Raw genomic sequence first — 20,232 nt, 5'->3', positions numbered from 1 at the left:
CTACGTGGCCGATATCCAGTTATAGCTCACGACGCGTATGGATATGACGACTACGACTCCCGCTTCAGACACACGCGAATTCGATTTCGGCGACCGCGACTTCAAGCGCGTTTGCGACCTGATCTACCAACGCGTCGGCATCGCGCTGGCTCCGGCCAAGCGCGACATGGTGTACGGGCGCCTGTCGCGGCGGCTGCGCGTGCTCGGCCTGCGCTCGTTCCGCGACTATCTCGACCAGCTCGAGGCCGGCAACGACGAAGAAGAATGGCAGGCGTTCACCAACGCGCTGACCACCAACCTGACTTCGTTCTTCCGCGAGCCGCACCACTTCGACAAGCTGCGCGAAGAACTGCAAAAGCGCGCCTCGCAGGCGCCATTGAAGATCTGGTCGTGCGCCGCCTCCACCGGTGAGGAGCCGTACTCCATCGCCATCACCGCCTGCGAAGCTTTCGGCTCGCTGACCCCGCCGGTGAGCATCATCGCCACCGACGTCGACACCCAGGTGCTGGAAACCGCCTCGCGCGGCGTCTATGCCATCGACCGCGTCGCCTCGCTGGATGCGTCGATCAAGCGCAAGTATTTCCAGCGCGGCAGCGGCCCCAACGAAGGCAAGTGCCGGGTGATTCCGGCGCTGCGCCAGCTCATCGAATACAAACAGTTGAATCTGCTGGCGCCACGTTACGATGTCGGCGGCCCGTATGCGGCGCTGTTCTGCCGCAACGTGATGATCTATTTCGACAAGCCCACCCAGCGCGGCATCCTGTCGCGCCTGGTCAACCACATGGGCGACGACGGCCTGCTCTACACCGGGCACTCGGAGAACTACCTGCACGCGGCCGACCTGATCCAGCCGTGCGGGCGCACGCTGTATCGGCGCGCACCGCGCGCGGGAGCCTCTGCATGAGTACCGCCGTGCAAGTCGACGACGTCATGCGCTACCGCGATTCGCGGTTCCAGACCATCGCTGCCAAACTGCTGCCCACGCAGTACCTGGTGGTGGACGACGACACCGCGTTGACGACCACATTGGGATCGTGCGTTGCGGCCTGCCTGCGCGACCCGGTGCTCAAGATCGGCGGCATGAACCACTTTCTGTTGCCGGAAGGCCAGGTCGGCGATGGCGCACCCGCGCGCTACGGCAGTTATGCCATGGAGTTGCTGATCAACGACATGCTCAAACGCGGCGCGCATCGCAAACGCATCGAAGCCAAAGTCTTCGGTGGCGCCAACGTGCTCAAGGGTTTCACCAGCAACCCGGTCGGTACCCGCAACGCCGAATTCGTACGCCAGTACCTGCAAGCCGAACACATTCCCATCATCGCCGAAGATCTGTGCGGCATCCATCCGCGCAAGGTGTGGTTCTTCGCGACGACCGGCCGCGTCGTCGTGCAGCGTCTGCCGCATGCACACGAGGCCGAAGTCGCCGCCACCGAATCGGCCGTGCGCGCCCGTCTGTCCAAAGCACCGGTCACCGGTGGAGTGGAGTTGTTCGAATGACGCTGGAAACTCCTGTGCGTGTGTTGATCGTCGACGATTCGGCGGTCGTGCGTCAGATGCTGACCGAAATCCTCTCGCGCGATGCCGGCATCGAAGTGGTCGGCTCCGCCGCAGATCCGTTGCTGGCGCGCGAAAAGATCAAGCGCCTCAACCCGGACGTGATTACGCTGGATGTGGAAATGCCGCGCATGGACGGCCTGGTATTCCTGGAAAACCTGATGCGCCTGCGCCCGACCCCGGTGGTGATGATTTCATCGCTGACCGAGCGCGGCGCCGACACCACGCTGCAGGCCTTGTCGCTGGGCGCCGTGGATTTCGTCTCCAAGCCCAAGATCGACGTCGCACGCGGGCTGGAAGGCTATGGCGAAGAAATCGTCAGCAAGGTCAAGATGGCCGCCAAAGCCAAAGTCAGCGCACTCAACCGCCCGAGCGCGCCCAAGGTCACGCTCGACATGCAGTCGGCGCCGGTGCCCGGCAGCGCGCTGCGCTTTCGCACCACCGACCGCCTGATCGCCATCGGCGCCTCCGCCGGCGGTACCGAAGCGCTGCGCGTGGTGCTCGAACACATGCCCGCCGATGCGCCGGCGGTGGTGATGACACAGCACCTGCCTGCCAGTTTCAGTACCGCATTCGCCGAACGCCTCAACCGCCATTCCGCCATGTCGGTGCGCGAAGCCACCGACGGCGAAGCGATACTCCCCGGCCACGCGTACCTGCCGCCGGGCGGCCAGCATCTGCGCATCATTCGCGACGGTGCGCGTTGGCGCTGCCGCATCGACGATGGCCCGCCGGTCAATCGCCACAAGCCGGCCGTCGACGTGCTCTTCCGCTCCGTTGCCGCCAATGCCGGCCCGAATGCGGTCGGCGCCATCCTCACCGGCATGGGCGACGACGGCGCGCGCGGCTTGCTGGAAATGCTGCAGGCCGGTGCGCCTACGCTGGTGCAGGACGAAGCCAGCAGCGTGGTCTGGGGCATGCCCGGTGCGGCCTACAAACTCGGCGCCGCGCAGGAAGTGGTGCCGCTGGACCGCGTGGCCGAGCGTCTGCTCGCGCTGTCGGCGCAGGCGCGCTGATCCCGCATGACCGCCCCTCCCTCGCACCCGACCGATCCGACGCTTCCACCGGCACCGGAAAGCTCGACGGGCGCCATTGCGGACGCGGCGGTCGATCGCACGCCGGAGACGGCTGCGCCGGCCCATGCGAACACGCCAGGCACCGGCCTGATCAGGCCCGGCCCGGTCACCGCCGGCATGGCCAAGGACGGCGAGCATCCCGAGCAGCGCCGTTCGCGCTTGCTGGCGGAAGCGCTGGATGGCAGCAGCAGCGGCATTCTTATCTGCGATCTGCAATCGCGCCTGCTGTATGCCAATGACGGCTTCCAGCGCATGTTCGGCTATACCGAAGCCGAGGTGGTCGGTCGCCGCCCTTCGGATGTCTTGACCCGCGCGCAGAGCGACCAGGACGAAGTTGCCCGTTTGCGCGATCGCGCCGATGCCCTGCAGCACACCCGCGCCGACCTGCTGGTGTACCGCAAGGACGGCACGCCGCTGTGGATCTCGCTCAATTTCAACCCGATCTACGACGCCAACCACGCTCCCTCGCATTACGTGGCGGTGCTGACCGACATCACCGACACCAAGATGCACGAGGTGCTACAACACCGCGTGCTGGAAGCCTTGGTGCAGGAACGCCCGTTGATCGAGGTGATGACGCTGATCTGCACCGAGGTCGAACGCATCGCACCGGACGTACTGGCCACGGTGATGAGTGCGGACAATCAAGGCCACCTGCATTCGCTAGCTGCGCCCAGCCTGCCGCCCGAATACGCCGATGCGGTCAACGGCTTGAAGATCGGTCCGGGCGCGGGCGCCTGCGGCACCGCTGCCTGGCGTGGCCGCGCGGTGATGGTGGAAGACATCGCCACCGACCCGTTGTTCGCGCCGTATCGCGACACGCTGTTACAGATGGGCTTGCGCGCCTGCTGGAGCACGCCGATCCGCTCCAATAGCACGCGCGTGCTCGGCACTTTTGCGCTGTATTACCGCAAGCCCCAGCGTGCCGATGCCTGGCATATGCGCCTGACCAATTTGTGTCAGCAGTTGTGCACGCTGGCGCTGGAACGCGAGCAAATCCGCCAGCGCGTGCACCAACTGGCGTTCTACGACACGCTCACCGGCCTGCCGAACCGCATCATGTTCAGCGCACGCGCCGAGCAGGCGCTGACGCAGGCCGAATACGCCGGCGAACCGGCGGCGTTGATGTTCATCAACATCGACCGTTTCAAACTCATCAACGACAGCCAGGGTCACGCCGCAGGCGATGGGTTGTTGCGCGATATCGCCTTGCGCATCAACGACCAGCTCACCGCCACGGCGATGCTGGCGCGCCTGTCGGGCGACGAATTCGCACTGGCGCTGCCGCAATGCAGCGCGGAGCAGGCCAGTGCCGCCGCCGAGCGTTTGCTGGTGAGCATCGCCAGCCCGCTGCCGGTTGGCCACATGACCGTGCATTCGTCGGCCAGTATCGGCGTGGCGATGTTTCCCGAAGACGGCCGCGAGATCAACATCCTGTTGCGCCACGCCGATTTGGCGATGAACCGCGCCAAGAAGGAAGGCGGCGGGCGTTTCCGCTTCTTCAGTTCGGACATGAACCGCATGGCGCAGGAACGCGTGGCGCTGGAAGCGGAGCTGCGCCAGGCCATCGGACGCGATCAGCTGCAACTGCATTACCAGCCGCAGATGCACAGCGCCGCGCCACACAGCTTGTATGGCGTGGAAGCGCTGCTGCGCTGGAATCATCCGCAACTCGGCGCGGTGTCGCCGGCACGGTTTTTACCAGTGGCCGAAGAGCAAGGCATGATGCCGCAGATCAACGATTGGGTACTGCGCAGCGCGTGTCGGCAGGTCGCCGACTGGCGCCAGCGGGGCGTGCCGGTGGCACGCGTCTCGGTGAATCTGTCGGCCAGCGGTTTCGAAAGTCCGCGCATGCTGTCGGATCTGCTCCGGCTCATCGACGAGGTGGGCGTGCAGCCCTCGGACCTGACGCTGGAGCTGACCGAAAGCGTGATGCTGTCCGGGCAAGCGGGCGTGCTGGAAAACCTGCATGCCATTCGCGAAGCCGGCATCTCGCTGTCACTGGACGATTTCGGCACCGGCTATTCCAGCCTGAGCCATCTGCATCGGCTGCCGATCGACGAACTCAAATTGGACATGAGCTTCGTGCGCGATATCGAACACAGCGAAGACGCGCGTGCGCTCACCACCTCGGTACTGCGCATCGGCGAGCATCTGCGCAAGCACGTGGTGGCCGAAGGCGTCGAGAACGAGGCCCAGCGCCTGTTCCTGGCCGACCTGGGCTGCGAAGTGCTGCAAGGCTACCTGTTCTCGCGGCCCCTACCGGCCCCGGCACTGGAGGCCTGGCTGGGCGCGCAACCGTCATAACGCAACCGCCGAACGATCACAGCCTCGAACGCTTTCCCGGCCGGGAAAGGAAGTCCGTGGCATGGCACGTAATGAATCCCTCCCCTTCGGGGAGCGCTGCGAGCCCCTCTCCCTGCGGAAGAGGGTTGGAGTGAGGGTACGGCCAACCAAGCATCGCGCAGACGCCTCATCCGCCCTGCGGGCACCTTCTCCTCCATAAAGAAGGACAATGTCCCGCGAAAAGAAGGACAATGTCCCGACGGGAGAAGGGAAACATCATCCTGACAACTGCAGCGCTAACACCTGCAGTGCTTCAAGCGACTCTGTTGCGAGAGAGCGCTTTAAGCCCCTCTCCTGTCAGTAAAAAATAGAGAGGAGCTGAGAGGGAACCACGCGCCTCATCCCACGTCAGGTGAGGCCATGCCCTCATCCCGCACGCCTCAGCTCCACTTCGGTCTCAGCCACCGTCCGCTTCAGCCAGCCCAGCAACTGCGCGTTGACGAAGGCCGGGTTCTCCAGCGAGGCGACATGGCCTGCGTCCGGGATCAGGTCGTAATCGCAGCAGATTGCCTCGGCCATCATCCACAGCTCTTCGGGCGGGTGCGCAATGTCCTCGGCGCCACCGAGCAGGAAGGTGTTGGCCGGATCCAGCGCTGACAGGGCGTCCAGTCGATCGGCTCGGCCGAAGATCAGCCGGCCCAGTGGCACGATCGATGCGCGCAACTGCTCGGCCGACATCGCCGCCAGACGCTGCCCGAAGGCCGCCGGCAATGCCGAACTCAGATCGATACCGGGGCGGAAGAAGATCGGCACGATGGCCTCGATCAGCTCAGGCGTCACCTGCCCGAGCGTCTCGATCGCATCGAGCAGGCCGAAGTAGCGCGCACGCGTGGCCGGTGGCTCGGCGCCCAGGAAGGTGTCCATCAACACCAGGCTGCGCACGCGCTCGGGCGCCATCAAGGCGAGCTCGGCGCCCCACATGCCGCCCACCGACAGGCCCACCACAGCGCACTGCGGCAACTCCAGTGCGTCCAGCAGCGCCAGCATCTGCCGGGCAAGATCGCCGATCTGCTGTGTGCCGTGCGGCAACGGACCTGACTGCCCATGCCCCCATAGCTCGGGAACGATGACCCGGTACTGCTGCGACAGCGCCTGGATCTGCGGCTCCCACATCGCAGCGTCCCAGAGATAACTGTGGCCAAGCAACACCGGAAAACCGCGACCGTGTTGCGTGTAGTGCAGCGTTTGACCGGAGATCGTGCAAGTCGGCATGGGCATCAACGGGCAGTGGTAGAGCGGCGTGACTCTAGACCCGCGCACTTCAGATTTTTGTTGCAATGCCACAATCCGGTTATCTGGTATTTGCTTTGAGGCCCGACGCCCTGACGAAAACACGAAGTCGTTGGTCGAAAAGCGAAATGCCCGGCAGTGCCGGGCATTTCGTCAAACGCATCACTGCAGCAGCGGGTCAGGCCGCGACGGTCTCTGCCACGTCCTGATACTCCTGGATCTGATCGAAGTTCATGTAGCGGTAGATCTGGTCGCCACTGGTCTTGATCACGCCCACATCGGCCATGTACTCGTCCTTGGTCGGGATCCGGCCCAGACGCGAGCAGATCGCCGCCAGTTCCGCCGAACCCAGGTACACATTGGTATTGCGGCCCAGGCGATTGGGGAAGTTACGGGTCGAGGTGGAGAACACCGTGGCGCCCTCGCGTGCCTGCGCCTGGTTGCCCATGCACAGCGAGCAGCCCGGCATTTCCATGCGCGCGCCGGCTGCGCCAAAGGTGCCGTAATGGCCTTCCTTGGTCAGCTCGGAAGCGTCCATCTTGGTCGGCGGTGCCACCCACAAGCGGGTCGGGATATCGCGCTTGCCTTCCAGCAGTTTGGCGGCAGCACGGAAGTGACCGATGTTGGTCATGCACGAACCGATGAACACTTCGTCGATTGCCGCACCGGCCACCTCGGAGAGCGTTTTGACGTCGTCCGGGTCGTTCGGGCACGCCACGATCGGCTCGTGGATGTCGGCCAGGTCGATCTCGATGACCGCCGCGTATTCGGCGTCGGCATCGGGCTGCAGCAGTTGCGGATCGGCCAACCACTCTTCCATCTTCTTGATGCGGCGGCCCAGGGTGCGCGCATCGGCGTAGCCTTCGGCAATCATCCAGCGCAGCAGGGTGATGTTGCTGGTCAGGTATTCGATGATCGGCGCCTTGTCCAGGTGCACGGTGCAGCCGGCCGCCGAACGCTCGGCCGAGGCATCGGACAATTCGAACGCTTGCTCCACCTTCAGGTTCGGCAAGCCTTCGATTTCCAGGATGCGGCCGGAGAAGATGTTCTTCTTGCCCTGCTTGGCCACAGTCAACAGGCCGTCCTTGATCGCGTACAGCGGGATCGCGTTGACCAGGTCGCGCAGGGTCACGCCCGGCTGCATCTCGCCCTTGAAGCGCACCAGCACGCTCTCGGGCATGTCCAGCGGCATCACGCCGGTGGCGGCCGCAAAGGCCACCAGGCCGGAACCGGCCGGGAACGAAATGCCGATCGGGAAACGCGTATGCGAATCGCCGCCGGTGCCCACGGTGTCGGGCAGCAGCATGCGGTTGAGCCAGCTGTGGATCACGCCATCGCCCGGGCGCAGCGACACGCCGCCGCGGGTGGAGATGAACTCCGGCAAGGTGTGGTGGGTCCTGACGTCGACCGGCTTCGGATACGCGGCGGTGTGGCAGAACGACTGCATCACCAGGTCGGCCGAAAATCCCAGGCAGGCCAGGTCCTTCAGCTCATCGCGGGTCATCGGGCCAGTGGTGTCCTGCGAACCCACCGAGGTCATCTTCGGCTCGCAATAGGTGCCCGGGCGCATACCCTGGCCTTCCGGCAGACCGCAGGCGCGGCCGACCATCTTCTGCGCCAGCGAGAAGCCCTTGCCGGTATCCGGCGGGTCCATCGGCAGGCGGAACAGGTCCGAGGCCGGCAGGCCCAGGAACTCGCGCGCCTTGGCGGTCAGGCCACGGCCAACGATCAGCGGAATACGGCCACCGGCGCGCACTTCGTCGAACAGCACGTCCGACTTCATCGCGAACTCGGCGATCACCTGCCCGTTCTTCAATGCCTTGCCGTCGTACGGACGCAGCTCGACCACGTCGCCGTGCTCCATCTGCGACACGTCCAGCTCGATCGGCAGCGCGCCGGCGTCTTCCATCGTGTTGTAGAAGATCGGGGCGATCTTGCTGCCCAGGCACACGCCACCGAAGCGCTTGTTCGGAATGTACGGAATGTCTTCGCCGGTCCACCACAGCACCGAGTTGGTCGCCGACTTGCGCGAGGAACCGGTACCGACCACGTCGCCCACATAAGCGACCAGGTGGCCCTTGTCCTTGAGGTCGGCGATGGCCTGGATCGGGCCGCGCCTGCCGTCTTCTTCCGGCTCGAACGCCGCGCCGTCGCGCTTGTTCTTGAGCATCGCCAGCGCGTGCAGCGGGATGTCCGGACGCGTGGTCGCATCCGGGGCCGGCGACAGGTCGTCGGTGTTGGTTTCGCCCGGCACCTTGAACACGGTGACGGTCATGCTCTGCGGCACTTCTGGCTTGCTGGTGAACCACTCGGCGTCGGCCCAGCTCTGCAGCACGGCCTTGGCATGCGCATTACCGCCTTCGGCCTTTTCCTGCACATCGTGGAACGCATCGAACACCAGCAAGGTGTGCTTGAGCGCTTCGGCGGCGGTGGCGCCCAGCTCGGCATTGTCCAGCAGATCGATCAGCGGCTGGATGTTGTAGCCACCCAGCATGGTGCCGAGCAGCTCGGTGGCACGCGTGGGGCTGATCAGTGCGGTCTTCTCGGTGCCGAAGGCCACGGCGGCCAGGTATGAAGCCTTGACCTTGGCGGCGTCGTCCACGCCGGCCGGCACGCGCTGGCTGAGCAGTTCGACCAGGAAGGCGTCTTCGCCGGCCGGCGGCGCCTTCAACAGTTCGATGACCTCGGCGGTCTGCTGCGCGGTCAGCGGCAGCGGCGGGATACCGAGCGCGGCGCGCTCTGCAACGTGGTGGCGATAGGCTTCCAACATGCGAGTTCTCCAAAAGGACAGCGGTGAATGTGTAAAACGTCAGACGTGGATCAGAAGGCGTGGATCAGGCAACGGGCTTGGGGGCGGTGATCTTCAAGCCCTTGAAGTAGTCGCGGAAGAAGCCCTCGTCGCGGGTGATCAACCCGTCGCACTGGAGCATCGCGTGGGCGCCGATCAAAAAATCCGCCACCACCCGCTCGCGCTTGCCGCCGCGTGCACGGAAGCGCTTGTTCATGTGGCCGGCGCGTACCGCCGCCGCTTCCTGTGTGGCTTCATAACGCACCCCGATCGAGGCCAGGGTTTCCATCAGGTCGACCTGGGTGTCCAGCATGGCCAGCACTTCGGCCACCACCGCATCGCAGACCACGACCTCATCGCGCGCCAGCGCATCGCCGATGCAGATTTCCGACACTTCGCCATAGACCGGGTCGCCGATGAGGATGTCCAGCAATACCGAGGAATCCAGGGCGATCATGGGTCGAACGGATCCCCGGGCGCGCGGCCGCGAATGGCGCGCATGGCCTCGTCGGTGCTGGTCAGGCCATCGACCAGCTTGAACTTGCCGCGCACCTTGCGCAGCGCCTCGCTGACATCCTTGCGCAAGATGATGCGCCCACCATCGAGTTCGATCTTGAGCGTGGTGCCCTTGGTCAGGCCCAGGGCATCGCGCACGGCCTTGGGCAGGGTGATCTGTCCGCGTTCGGCAACGGTGGCTTCCATGAGCATGCTCCAGAAAGTATGCACGCATGATACGTACTTCGGACGTCGTACTCAAGCCGGCAGATCGTTCCGGACACACCGGGCGTACACACTGAATCGCTCAGAATGGGCGCCTACCTAAAGCCTTCGACGCCATAGGAGTGATGCATGAGCGATTCCTTTTCCACCCGCACCTCGTTCGAGGTCCACGGCAAGCGCTACGACTACTACAGCCTGCCCAAACTGGGCGAGCGCTTCGATATCGCCCACCTGCCCTACTCGATGAAGATCCTGCTGGAGAATCTGCTCCGGCACGAAGACGGCGGCGTAACCGTCGGCAAGGACCACATCGAAGCGGTCGCCAAGTGGGACCCCAAGGCCGAACCGGATATCGAAATCGCCTTCATGCCCGCGCGCGTGGTGCTGCAGGATTTCACCGGCGTGCCCTGCGTGGTGGACCTGGCCGCGATGCGCGATGCGGTAGTCAAGCTCGGCGGCAAGGCCGACCAGATCAACCCGCAGATTCCCTCCGAACTGGTCATCGACCACTCGGTGCAGGTGGACGTATTCGGCAAACCCGACGCGCTCGACCTCAACGGCAAGATCGAGTTCCAGCGCAACCAGGAACGCTACGGCTTCCTGCGCTGGGGCCAGAAGGCGTTCGAAAACTTCAAGGTGGTGCCGCCCAACACCGGCATCGTCCACCAGGTCAACCTGGAAAACCTCGCCCGCGTGGTGATGAGCGCAGAAAAGGACGGCAGCCTGGTCGCCTATCCGGACACCGTGTTCGGCACCGACAGCCACACCACCATGATCAATGGCATCGGCGTGCTCGGTTGGGGCGTAGGCGGCATCGAGGCCGAGGCCGCGATGCTGGGCCAGCCCTCTTCGATGCTGATTCCGCAGGTGGTGGGCTTCAAGCTCACCGGCAAACTGCCTGAAGGCGCCACCGCCACCGATCTGGTGTTGACTGTCACGCAGATGCTGCGCAAGGCCGGCGTGGTGGGCAAGTTCGTCGAGTTCTTCGGCGAAGGTCTGCAGCACCTGCCGCTGGCCGACCGCGCCACCATCGGCAATATGGCACCGGAATACGGCGCCACCTGCGGCATCTTCCCGGTCGACGAAGAATCGCTGACCTACCTGCGCCTGTCCGGCCGCAGCGAGGAGCAGATCGCGCTGGTGGAAGCCTACGCAAAGGCGCAGGGCCTGTGGCACGACGCCAACACGCCGCCGGCGCAGTACAGCGCCACGCTGGAACTGGACATGGGCGAGGTCAAGCCCTCGCTGGCCGGCCCCAAGCGCCCGCAGGACCGTGTACTGCTGGAAGACATGCAGCGCAACTACCGCGAAAGCCTCAAGCCGTTTGCCGATGCACGCAGCAAGAAGCTCACCGATCTCAAGCAGGAAGACCGACTGAAGAACGAAGGCGGTGGCGGCACCGCCGTGGGCGCGAAGGCCGCGCATGCCGAAGGCGCGGCCGACAGCGGCGCCGGCTGGCAGTTGCGCGACGGCTCGGTGGTCATCGCCGCCATCACCTCGTGCACCAACACCTCCAACCCGGCGGTGATGCTCGGCGCCGGCCTGCTTGCACGTAATGCTGCGGCCAAAGGGCTGAAGGCGCAGCCGTGGGTCAAGACCTCGCTCGGGCCGGGCTCGCGCGTGGTCACCGATTACCTGAGCAAGGCCGGCGTGCTGGCCGATCTGGAAAAACTCGGGTTCTATGTGGTCGGCTACGGCTGCACCACTTGCATCGGCAACTCCGGCCCGCTGCCGGAAGACGTGTCCGCCGCCATCGCCAAGGACGATCTGGTGGTGACCTCGGTGTTGTCGGGCAATCGCAACTTCGAGGGCCGCGTGCACCCGGAAGTCAAAATGAACTACCTGGCCTCGCCGCCGCTGGTGGTGGCGTATGCCATCGCCGGCACCACCGACATCGACCTGACCACCGAGCCGCTGGGCACCGGCAGCGATGGCCAGCCGGTCTACCTGCGCGACATCTGGCCCAGCAACAAGGAAATCGGCGATACCATCGCCGCCACCGTCGGCCCGGAGATGTTCAAGCAGAACTACGCCGACGTGTTCAAGGGCGATACGCGCTGGAACACGATCGCCTCGCCGGATGGCGCGCTGTACGAATGGGACGCGGCCTCGACCTACATCAAGAACCCGCCCTACTTCGACGGCATGACCATGCAGGTGGGCAACGTGGACGACGTGCACGGCGCGCGCGTCATGGGCCTGTTCGGCGACTCGATCACCACCGACCACATTTCCCCGGCCGGCAACATCAAGAAGGACTCGCCGGCAGGACGCTTCCTGCAAGAGCGCGACGTACAACCGGCCGACTTCAACAGCTATGGCAGCCGCCGCGGCAACGACGATGTGATGGTGCGCGGCACCTTCGCCAACATCCGCATCAAGAACCTGATGTTCGGCGGCGAAGAAGGCGGCAACACGCTGTACTACCCGGCCGACGGTGGCCAGCCGGAAAAGCTCGCGATCTACGACGCCGCAGTGAAGTACAAGGCCGACGGCGTGCCGCTGGTGGTGCTGGCCGGCAAGGAATACGGCACCGGCTCGTCGCGCGACTGGGCGGCCAAGGGCACCAACCTGCTCGGGGTCAAGGCGGTGATCGCCGAGAGCTTCGAGCGCATCCATCGCTCCAACCTGGTCGGCATGGGCGTGCTGCCGCTGCAGTTCCTGGAGAACGAAAACGCGCAGACGCTGGGCCTGGATGGCTCGGAAGTGCTGGACATCACCGGCCTGCAGGACGGCGCCAGCCGCCGTGCCACCGTCGATGCGAAGAAGTCCGACGGCAGCGTCAAGCAGTTCCAGGTCAAGGTGCTGCTACTGACACCGAAGGAAGTGGAGTACTTCAAGCACGGCGGCCTGTTGCAGTACGTGCTGCGCCAACTGGCTGCACGCAAGGCGGCGTAATTCCGCCACCCGTGTTGCTCCGACATTCCCGCCTGCTGGCGGGAATGTCGTTTTGGAAGCGGCACTGCGTCGTAGTGCAACGATGACGACGTGTGCTCCGTTCTGCCACGCGGCGACCATGCCCGAACCTGCAACGCAGCGCGCACGAGGACACTAACTCGACGCCGGGAATATGGGCGCGGCTGACCGTTGCAACGCAAGCGCAACAATCGGTACCAGTCTCCGCGCCAGGCACGGTGTGCACGTTCAAGCGTGAACTGCAGGGTCGTAGCGTCTGTCGCGGCACCCTCCCCCTCACCGATAGCCCTACTGGCCTGCCGGCGCCCATTACGCGTGGTAGAGCTGCCAGTCGCCGTCCTGCAGACGCAAGCCGGTGGTCAGCTGATAGGTCTGCGCCTGCTCGCGGGCAGGCAGCGGCCATCGCCCCCGGTGAGCAGCGCGGTGAAGCTGGCAGTGGCGGTCGTACCTTGGAGTCGCACATCCATCGGTCCCAGGGTCACGCCGATCTTGCCGCTGCCCAGCAGTTGCAGCAGGCGGCGCAGGCCGGCGGCATCCAGGCCCTGCTCGCCCACGAAATCGGCCGCCACCGGCTGCATCGCCTTGCCCACATCGTGCGCCTCGATCGCTGCCTGCATCTGCGCCACGGTCTGGCGCAAGCGCTGCTCCGGCGCCGGGCGCGCGCACCCGGCAAGCAGCGCCATCCATGTGAGCACCAGCCCCCATTGCCACCAACGAATATTGCCCTGCATCACGCTTCGCCTTTTCCATTCATGACGGTATGCTGCCGACTGTTGTAACGCCGTGGAACACACTGCGGCACGTCGAGAACACCCTGGAGGGGGGCAGATGAATCAGGCACGTCCTTGGTTGCAAAGTTATCCGGCCGGCGTTGCCGCCGAAATCGATCTCACACAGTTCCGCACGGTGGCCGAGGTCTTCGCCACCTCCGTCGCGCGCTTTGCCGAGCGTCCTGCGTATCACAGCTTCGGCAAGACCATCACCTATCGCGAAGCAGACCAACTGGTCGAACAATTCGCCGCCTACCTGCTGGGCGAGCTGCAATTGAAGAAAGGCGACCGCGTTGCGCTGATGATGCCCAACTGCCTGCAGTATCCGATCGCCACGTTCGGCGTGCTGCGTGCCGGGCTGACGGTGGTCAACGTCAACCCGCTCTACACCCCGCGTGAACTCAAGCATCAGTTGATCGACTCCGGCGCCAGCGTGCTGGTGGTCATCGACAACTTCGGTACCACCGTGCAGCAGGTCGTCGCCGATACGCCGGTCAAGCAGGTGATCACCACCGGCCTGGGCGACATGCTGGGCTTTCCCAAGGCGACGTTGGTCAACTTCGTCGTCAAGTACGTCAAGAAGCTGGTACCGGATTACCGCATCAACGGCGCGATCCGCTTCTGCGAGGCGCTGGCGCTCGGCCGCAGGCACAGCGTGCCCACGCTGCAGATCGAGCCCGACGACATCGCGTTCCTGCAGTACACCGGCGGCACCACCGGAGTGGCCAAGGGTGCGATGCTGACCCACCGCAATCTGGTCGCCAATATGCAGCAGGCGCACCAGTGGATCGGTGGCACCGGCCAGTTGTTGGAGGGCCAGGAAGTGGTCATCACTGCGTTGCCGCTGTACCACATCTTCGCATTGACGGCGAATGGCCTGGTCTTCATGAAGATTGGCGGCTGCAATCACCTGATCAGCAACCCGCGCGACATGCCCGGCTTCGTCAAGGAACTGAAGAAGACCCGCTTCACCGCGTTCACTGGCGTCAACACGCTGTTCAATGGTCTGCTCAACACGCCCGGTTTCGATCAGATCGATTTTTCCGCGCTCAAGATGACCCTGGGTGGCGGCATGGCCGTGCAGCGTTCGGTCGCCGAGCGATGGAAGAAAGTTACCGGCCTCACGTTGGTCGAAGCCTACGGCCTGACCGAAACCTCACCGGCCGCCTGCATCAACCCGATGGACCTGAAGGACTACAACGGCTCGATCGGATTGCCGATTCCGTCCACCGATGCCTGCATCAAGGACGACGCCGGTGCGGAGCTGGCGATCGGCGAGATCGGCGAGCTGTGCATCAAGGGCCCGCAGGTGATGAAGGGCTACTGGAAGAAGCCCGAAGAGACCGCCAAGGTGATGGATGCCGAAGATTGGCTGCATACCGGCGATATCGCGCGGATGGACGCGCAGGGCTTCGTGTACATCGTCGATCGCAAAAAGGACATGATTCTGGTGTCCGGCTTCAACGTGTACCCCAACGAGATCGAAGACGTGATCGCCGAAATGCCGGGCGTGCTGGAAGTTGCGGCCGTGGGCATGCCGGATGAAAAGTCAGGCGAGATCGTCAAGGCCGTCATCGTCAAGAAGGATCCTACTCTCACTGCCGACGACGTGAAAGCGCATTGCCGCGCCAACCTCACCGGCTACAAGCAGCCCCGGGTGATCGAGTTCCGCAAGGAACTGCCGAAGACCAACGTCGGCAAGATCCTGCGCCGCGAACTCCGGAATGCGCCCAAGGCGTAATACCAGTTCTGCCGAAGACCAAAAGCATTCAGCCTTCGACGACGCCCGCAATGCCACAAGGCCTTGCGGGTGTTTGCTTTTGCACGCATAGAATCCGCTGTCGGCGCACGCTCACGCGTTCAACCTCGTCTCCGTCCGAAAGGCGGCCGGCCGGACGGTCTTCACGGAGAACCACCATGTCTGCTGTTCAACCGTTCATTCGCACCAACATCGGTTCAACCCTACGCATCATCGAAGAACCGCAGCGTGACGTGTACTGGATCCATATGCATGCCGACCTCGCCGTCAATCCGGGGCGCGCCTGCTTTTCCAGCCGACTGGTCGACGACATCACCGGCTATCAGACCAACCTGGGGCAGCGTCTCACCACCGCCGGTGTTCTGGCCCCCCACGTGGTGCTGGCATCGGACAGCGACGTGTTCAATCTGGGCGGCGACCTGGCGTTGTTCTGCGAACTCATTCGCGAAGGCGACCGCGCGCGCCTGCTGGACTATGCGCAACGCTGCGTGCGCGGCGTACACGCCTTCCATGTCGGCCTGGGTGCGCGGGCGCACAGCATCGCGCTGGTCCAGGGCAATGCGCTCGGCGGCGGCTTCGAAGCAGCGCTGAGCTGCCACACCATCATTGCCGAGGAAGGCGTGATGATGGGGCTGCCCGAAGTGCTGTTCGATCTGTTTCCCGGGATGGGCGCCTACTCCTTCATGTGCCAGCGCGTCAGCGCGCAGCTGGCGCAGAAGATCATGCTCGAAGGCAATCTGTATTCGGCCGAGGAATTGCTCGGCATGGGTCTGGTCGATCGCGTGGTGCCGCGTGGCCAGGGCGTGGCTGCAGTGGAACAGGCGATACGCGAAAGCAAGCGCACGCCGCACGCCTGGGCAGCGATGCAGCAAGTGCGCGAAATGACCACTGCCGTGCCGCTGGAAGAAATGATGCGTATCACCGAAATCTGGGTCGATACGGCGATGCAGTTGGGCGAGAAATCGCTGCGTACCATGGACCGACTGGTCCGCGCGCAATCGCGTCGCTCCGGACTCGACGCGAGTTGATGCGTCGACGGTCTATTGGCTATCTATTCGCTACTCCGGGGGGAGCACTCGTCGTCCTTGACGCCTTGCACGCGCGCGTCGAGTGCATCCCTTCCCGCCTGCAAGTGGTCGCGTAACGCGGACAACCGCTGCCGCCATTCGGCCTGCAGTTGCCAATCGGCCAGACGCATCAGTTCGCCAGCGCTGCTGGCCACCTGCGCCAGGCCCAGATTGCTGGCGACGCCGCGCAACGCGTGCGCGCTCTCGCGCAGTTGCTCCCAATCCGAGCGCGTGCCGTCGCGCTCGATCGCACTCACGCAGTTCTGTGCGTCCTCCAGACATTGGCGCACGAACTGACGCTCGAATTCATCGCCCATGCCCAGCGCCGCCAGCTCGTCCAGCACGCGGGAATCGAGCACGCCATCGAAGGTGGTCGGCACTTGCACGGACGTGGCCGGGGCGGCCAGGGGCCGTGTACTGACCGCCAGCTCGGCCAGCGTCTCGAGCAGTTTGCCGGCCACCACAGGCTTTGCCAGAAACACGCGCGCGCCGGCCTGTTCGCAAGCGCGGATCGCGTCCGGCGTGACGTCGGCACTGAGCACCACCACCGGGGTATAGCGCATCCCGCTGGCCTGCATGACCCGCAGTTGCTTCAGCATGTCCAGGCCGTTCATGCCTGGCATGTGCAGATCCACGATCACCGCATCGAAATCCTCCTCGGCCATGGCATCGAGTACTTGCTCGGCGCCGTTGACGCACATCACCTTGTGCCCGGCCTTTTCCAGCAATCGCTGCAACACCATGCGATTGGCTTCATGGTCGTCGGCCACCAGCATGCGCATGCTGCGCACGCGCGCGCGGTGGCGCAGGAACGGGTTGGAGAAGGCGATGACGTTGGAGGATTCCAGCTCGTCGGGGGCCTCCACCAACGCGCCGGTCGACGCGCGAGGCGGCGCGGCCTTCCCCGGCTGGCCGATCGCCATCGGCAACTCGAACCAGAACACGCTGCCCCCGGGACGGTTTTCCTTGAAGCCGATCCTGCCGCCCATCGCCTCGACCAGGCCCTTGGCGATCGTGGTGCCCAGGCCGGTGCCTTCATAGCGGCGCGACAAGCCCACGTCCGCCTGCTCGAACGCCTCGAACAGCCGCGGGCGCATGTCCATCGGCACGCCGATGCCGGTGTCTTCGACATCGAAGCGCAGCCGGACGACCTCGTCGGCACTGCCGGACACGCGCGTGACACGCAGCAGCACATGCCCGTACTCGGTGAACTTGACCGCATTGCCCAGCAGGTTGAGCAGCACCTGGCGCAGATGGCCGGTGTCGCCCTTGAGCACGTCCGGCACCTCGTCGGCCACCTGCGTGCCGTACTCCAGTCCCCGCCCCTTGGCTTGCGGCTGCAGGATCATGTTGACTGAGCCGATCATCTCGCGCAGCGAAAAATCCTGGCGATCGATCCGGATCTTGCCGGCCTCGATCGCGGAAATGTCGAGCACCTCTTCCACCAGCGACAGCAGGCTGCGCGCCGAAGCCTGGATGGTGTTGAGACACTCTTTCTGCTCCGCATCCAGGCGCGTGGCGGCCAGCACTTCGGTCATGCCCGACAACCCGTTGAGGGGTGTACGGAACTCGTGACTCATGTTGGCCAGGAAGCGGCTCTTGGCCTGGTTGGCATGCCGTGCCTCGCGCACCGCACGCGTCATCGCGCGCAACAGCGAATCGAAGTACAGCGGCACCGCGATCAGGCCCAGCAACAAGCCCCAACTCAGATAGGGATTGGCCTTCCAATAGGGCGAGATCAGGACGGCGCTGAGGAAGCACACGCTCCCCATCGCGGTCGCCGCACGCAGGTAGTTGCTGCCGTAGCGCAGACCGTTGCCAATGGTCACCCACAAACACACCGCATACAGCGGAGAAGCAGGTTCGCCCTGAATCGCCATGATGGCGCCGGTGCAGGTGTAGTCGAGCAGCATGCCGATCAGACGGCGCGTGTGCGACACCTGCGGACGCAACAGGATCGCCACCATCAAGCCGAGCGACACCAGCAGCTCGCCGACCAGGATCAACCAGGTGGCCATCAAGGTATCGCCGTGGGTGTGCTGATAGCGCCAACCCAGGTACGAAATGAACAGTGTGGTGATGATGATGCGGATCAGATTCTGCGCGTGTTCCGAATCTGCTCGCCCTGACAGGCGCCGCTTCAACCATGGCAATGGAGACTTCATAGACGCCTCAGACGCGCGGCGGCGTCGATGGGGTTGGGATCCTTCCGTGCTGCAAAGCAGCGTCGATACCTGCTGCGGGCGTCGACCCGACCATCGCCTGGTCCCCCGCTCGCGTAGCGTGCGTAACAATGACATAGGAACCATGATCAACGCACTCACACGCGCGCCCCCCAAGCCGAGCTGGCCCTGCCACTGGTTGCTGTCTGCAAGCGTCGTGCCGAAGCTGAGCGTGGTCATGGCCAGGGCGGTCTGCAGCGCCCCGCTCCCGAAGCGCAGCCCGTTGCCGATCGTGATCCAGAACAACACGACGTACAGACAGGCCAACGGTGCGCCCATCCGGGCATTGCCAGCCCGATCAAGCCGTAGTCGGCAAGCATCCCAAGCGTACGCCGCAGCTGCGAGCGTTGCGGATTTGCCACAATCCAGCAAAAGATCGGCAAGGCTGTCGCATGACCGATCGCGACCAGACGCAACTGGCGCCCGGAGACCGGCCACCAGGGAGCGCAGATCAGCGGGTAGACCAGGATCAGCGCAATCAGCGTGATGCCCACCAGGGCCTGAGCGTGCTCGCTGTCGGCGCGCCGGGCGAGTCGAGCACGCAGCTGGCTGGGCACCACCTTCACCTCACACCCCGGGGCGCGCCGATGCGGTGGAAAATTCCCCGCAGATCTGGTCCAGCTGCGCGCGGCCGCGCAGCAGCGCATCCACACAGCGCGGGTCGAACAAGCGGCCGCGTTGCGCGTAGAGATAGGCCAGCGCGGCATCCATCGTCCACGCGTCCTTGTACGGACGCGGCGACAGCAGGGCGTCGAACACGTCGGCCACGGCGACGATACGCGCTTCCAGCGGAATCGCTTCGCCGACCAGGCCGTCCGGATAGCCGGTGCCGTCATACCGCTCGTGGTGACGCAGCGCGATCAAGGCGCCGACCTGAATGAAACGGTTCTGGCTGCCGCTGAGCAGTTCGTAACCGATGCGCGGATGGCGCTTCATGATGCTCATCTCGTCGTCGGTGAGCTTGCCCGGCTTGAGCAGCACCGAATCGGGAATGGCGATCTTGCCCATGTCGTGCAGCGGTGCGGCCATCTCGATGATGCGCACCTCTTCTTCCGACAGCCCCAGTTGCTCGGCAATCAAGCCGGCTACATGCGACATGCGTTCCAGGAACGCACTGGTGCCTGAATCGCGGTATTCGATGGCGCGCGCCAGTCGCGACAAGGTTTCGCGCTCACGCTCTTCGACCTCGTTCATGCTGGCCAACAGGCGCTGCTCCAGCGACAGCGCGCGTTGCTTGACGCTCTCGCTTTGCTGACGCAGCTGCAGCAAATTGGAGCAGCGTGCGCGCAGTTCGCGCGGGCGAATCGGTTTGACCAGGAAGTCGATCACCCCGGCTTCCAGCGCCGCCTGACGAATCGGTTCGTCGCCGACGATGGTAATCAGGATGATCGGAATATCGCGATGGCTGGGCAAACGGCGCAGCCGACGGGCGAATTCCAGACCATCCATGCCCGGCATGCGGTAGTCCAGCAGCAACAGATCCACGCGCCCGGCTTCGCACCAGGCCAAGGCGTCGAGCGGATCACCGAAATCGTAGACCTTGAGCTCCGGCGCGATGTCCTCGATGACATGACGCAGCATCGTCCGCGCGGACATCTGGTCATCGACAATGATGATGTTCAATCCCAGATCCGCCTTTTCCGCACAGCTTCCCCATGTATCCGCCGACACCGCGCCAAGCGAACTCCCTGAAACATCCTGCATAGCCGTTGCTCCTCTATCTCGAGAACGGAAAAGCGATGACGCCGGCCCCTGCGCCGACTCCCCCGGACGATACGCTGTTC

The 20,232-nt window shown here is 64.5% G+C and carries 13 protein-coding genes and 2 pseudogenes; 7 read left to right on the top strand and 8 right to left on the bottom strand.

The genetic code is table 11. The annotated features are described in order from the left end of the window. Nucleotides 1-37 precede the first annotated feature (37 nt). From XBLMG947_RS14285 to XBLMG947_RS14270, 4 genes are read left to right on the top strand one after another with little or no spacing between them, the layout of a single operon-like run. Nucleotides 38-904, top strand: a complete 867-nt coding sequence (locus XBLMG947_RS14285; RefSeq protein ID WP_065469320.1) for a CheR family methyltransferase — start codon at nt 38-40, stop codon at nt 902-904. Continuing rightward, the gene (cheD, locus tag XBLMG947_RS14280) at nt 901-1,497 is read left to right on the top strand and encodes a chemoreceptor glutamine deamidase CheD (RefSeq protein WP_042822251.1); all 597 of its coding nucleotides are present in this window, start codon (nt 901-903) and stop codon (nt 1,495-1,497) included. The genes XBLMG947_RS14285 and cheD overlap by 4 nt, the downstream gene beginning before the upstream one ends. Next, nucleotides 1,494-2,570: a protein-glutamate methylesterase/protein-glutamine glutaminase gene (locus tag XBLMG947_RS14275; RefSeq protein WP_065469319.1), complete on the top strand. Its 1,077-nt coding sequence runs from the start codon at nt 1,494-1,496 to the stop codon at nt 2,568-2,570. Before cheD ends, XBLMG947_RS14275 begins: the two co-directional genes overlap by 4 nt. A 6-nt stretch (nt 2,571-2,576) precedes the next feature. After that, the gene (locus tag XBLMG947_RS14270; RefSeq protein ID WP_245228200.1) at nt 2,577-4,937 is read left to right on the top strand and encodes an EAL domain-containing protein; all 2,361 of its coding nucleotides are present in this window, start codon (nt 2,577-2,579) and stop codon (nt 4,935-4,937) included. A gap of 405 nt (nt 4,938-5,342) precedes the next feature. Here the strand turns inward: XBLMG947_RS14270 and XBLMG947_RS14265 are convergent, their stop codons facing one another. The 4 genes from XBLMG947_RS14265 to XBLMG947_RS14250 all read right to left on the bottom strand — a co-directional run bounded on the left by XBLMG947_RS14265 (nt 5,343) and on the right by XBLMG947_RS14250 (nt 9,696). Beyond that, nucleotides 5,343-6,188: an alpha/beta fold hydrolase gene (locus XBLMG947_RS14265; protein WP_065469318.1), complete on the bottom strand. Its 846-nt coding sequence runs from the start codon at nt 6,186-6,188 to the stop codon at nt 5,343-5,345. 196 nt (nt 6,189-6,384) lie between these two features. Continuing rightward, complete coding sequence (acnB, locus tag XBLMG947_RS14260; RefSeq protein WP_065469317.1) at nt 6,385-8,976, bottom strand: bifunctional aconitate hydratase 2/2-methylisocitrate dehydratase; 2,592 nt, start codon at nt 8,974-8,976, stop codon at nt 6,385-6,387. 64 nt (nt 8,977-9,040) lie between these two features. Further along, nucleotides 9,041-9,451, bottom strand: a complete 411-nt coding sequence (locus XBLMG947_RS14255) for a type II toxin-antitoxin system VapC family toxin (protein ID WP_065469316.1) — start codon at nt 9,449-9,451, stop codon at nt 9,041-9,043. Further along, nucleotides 9,448-9,696, bottom strand: coding sequence for an AbrB/MazE/SpoVT family DNA-binding domain-containing protein (locus XBLMG947_RS14250; protein ID WP_016903180.1), 249 nt, complete (start codon nt 9,694-9,696; stop codon nt 9,448-9,450). The genes XBLMG947_RS14255 and XBLMG947_RS14250 overlap by 4 nt, the downstream gene beginning before the upstream one ends. Nucleotides 9,697-9,843: 147 nt before the next feature. Here XBLMG947_RS14250 and acnA point away from each other — a divergent pair, with 147 nt between their 5' ends. Next, nucleotides 9,844-12,612: an aconitate hydratase AcnA gene (gene acnA / locus XBLMG947_RS14245; RefSeq protein WP_065469315.1), complete on the top strand. Its 2,769-nt coding sequence runs from the start codon at nt 9,844-9,846 to the stop codon at nt 12,610-12,612. Nucleotides 12,613-12,939: 327 nt separating this feature from the next. On the opposite strand, the pseudogene XBLMG947_RS14240 reads toward acnA, so the two are convergent. Beyond that, nucleotides 12,940-13,361 (bottom strand): annotated as a pseudogene (locus XBLMG947_RS14240) (nuclear transport factor 2 family protein). Between the two features lie 97 nt (nt 13,362-13,458). On the opposite strand from XBLMG947_RS14240, the gene rpfB reads away from it, so the two are divergent. Next, nucleotides 13,459-15,141 (top strand): fatty acyl-CoA ligase RpfB, encoded by a 1,683-nt coding sequence (gene rpfB / locus XBLMG947_RS14235; RefSeq protein WP_065469314.1) that lies wholly within the window; start codon nt 13,459-13,461, stop codon nt 15,139-15,141. A gap of 176 nt (nt 15,142-15,317) precedes the next feature. Further along, the gene (gene rpfF, locus XBLMG947_RS14230; RefSeq protein WP_065469313.1) at nt 15,318-16,187 is read left to right on the top strand and encodes a diffusible signal factor synthase RpfF; all 870 of its coding nucleotides are present in this window, start codon (nt 15,318-15,320) and stop codon (nt 16,185-16,187) included. Between the two features lie 23 nt (nt 16,188-16,210). Here rpfF and rpfC read toward each other — a convergent pair whose 3' ends face one another. The 3 genes and pseudogenes from rpfC to rpfG all read right to left on the bottom strand — a co-directional run bounded on the left by rpfC (nt 16,211) and on the right by rpfG (nt 20,152). Next, a complete protein-coding gene (gene rpfC / locus XBLMG947_RS14225; RefSeq protein WP_065469312.1) occupies nt 16,211-18,391 on the bottom strand; it encodes a sensor histidine kinase RpfC in 2,181 nt (726 codons plus the stop codon). Between the two features lie 7 nt (nt 18,392-18,398). After that, nucleotides 18,399-19,014 (bottom strand): annotated as a pseudogene (locus XBLMG947_RS24030) (RpfH protein). A 1-nt stretch (nt 19,015) separates the two neighbouring features. Then, complete coding sequence (gene rpfG / locus XBLMG947_RS14215) at nt 19,016-20,152, bottom strand: cyclic di-GMP phosphodiesterase response regulator RpfG (RefSeq protein WP_065469311.1); 1,137 nt, start codon at nt 20,150-20,152, stop codon at nt 19,016-19,018. Between the last annotated feature and the right edge of the window lie 80 nt (nt 20,153-20,232).

The sequence above is a fragment of the Xanthomonas bromi genome, assembly GCF_900092025.1.
GTDB classification, from domain to species: Bacteria; Pseudomonadota; Gammaproteobacteria; order Xanthomonadales; family Xanthomonadaceae; genus Xanthomonas; species Xanthomonas bromi.
The sequence above is the reverse complement of the archived record's forward strand: the minus strand, read 5'-3'. Positions and strand labels throughout refer to the sequence as shown.

Coding starts and splice junctions, on each gene's coding strand:
- XBLMG947_RS14285 (WP_065469320.1), top strand. CDS start 38: ATGGATATGACGACTACGACTCCCGCTTCAGACACACGCGAATTCGAT.
- cheD (WP_042822251.1), top strand. CDS start 901: ATGAGTACCGCCGTGCAAGTCGACGACGTCATGCGCTACCGCGATTCG.
- XBLMG947_RS14275 (WP_065469319.1), top strand. CDS start 1,494: ATGACGCTGGAAACTCCTGTGCGTGTGTTGATCGTCGACGATTCGGCG.
- XBLMG947_RS14270 (WP_245228200.1), top strand. CDS start 2,577: ATGACCGCCCCTCCCTCGCACCCGACCGATCCGACGCTTCCACCGGCA.
- XBLMG947_RS14265 (WP_065469318.1), bottom strand. CDS start 6,188: ATGCCGACTTGCACGATCTCCGGTCAAACGCTGCACTACACGCAACAC.
- acnB (WP_065469317.1), bottom strand. CDS start 8,976: ATGTTGGAAGCCTATCGCCACCACGTTGCAGAGCGCGCCGCGCTCGGT.
- XBLMG947_RS14255 (WP_065469316.1), bottom strand. CDS start 9,451: ATGATCGCCCTGGATTCCTCGGTATTGCTGGACATCCTCATCGGCGAC.
- XBLMG947_RS14250 (WP_016903180.1), bottom strand. CDS start 9,696: ATGGAAGCCACCGTTGCCGAACGCGGACAGATCACCCTGCCCAAGGCC.
- acnA (WP_065469315.1), top strand. CDS start 9,844: ATGAGCGATTCCTTTTCCACCCGCACCTCGTTCGAGGTCCACGGCAAG.
- rpfB (WP_065469314.1), top strand. CDS start 13,459: ATGAATCAGGCACGTCCTTGGTTGCAAAGTTATCCGGCCGGCGTTGCC.
- rpfF (WP_065469313.1), top strand. CDS start 15,318: ATGTCTGCTGTTCAACCGTTCATTCGCACCAACATCGGTTCAACCCTA.
- rpfC (WP_065469312.1), bottom strand. CDS start 18,391: ATGAAGTCTCCATTGCCATGGTTGAAGCGGCGCCTGTCAGGGCGAGCA.
- rpfG (WP_065469311.1), bottom strand. CDS start 20,152: ATGCAGGATGTTTCAGGGAGTTCGCTTGGCGCGGTGTCGGCGGATACA.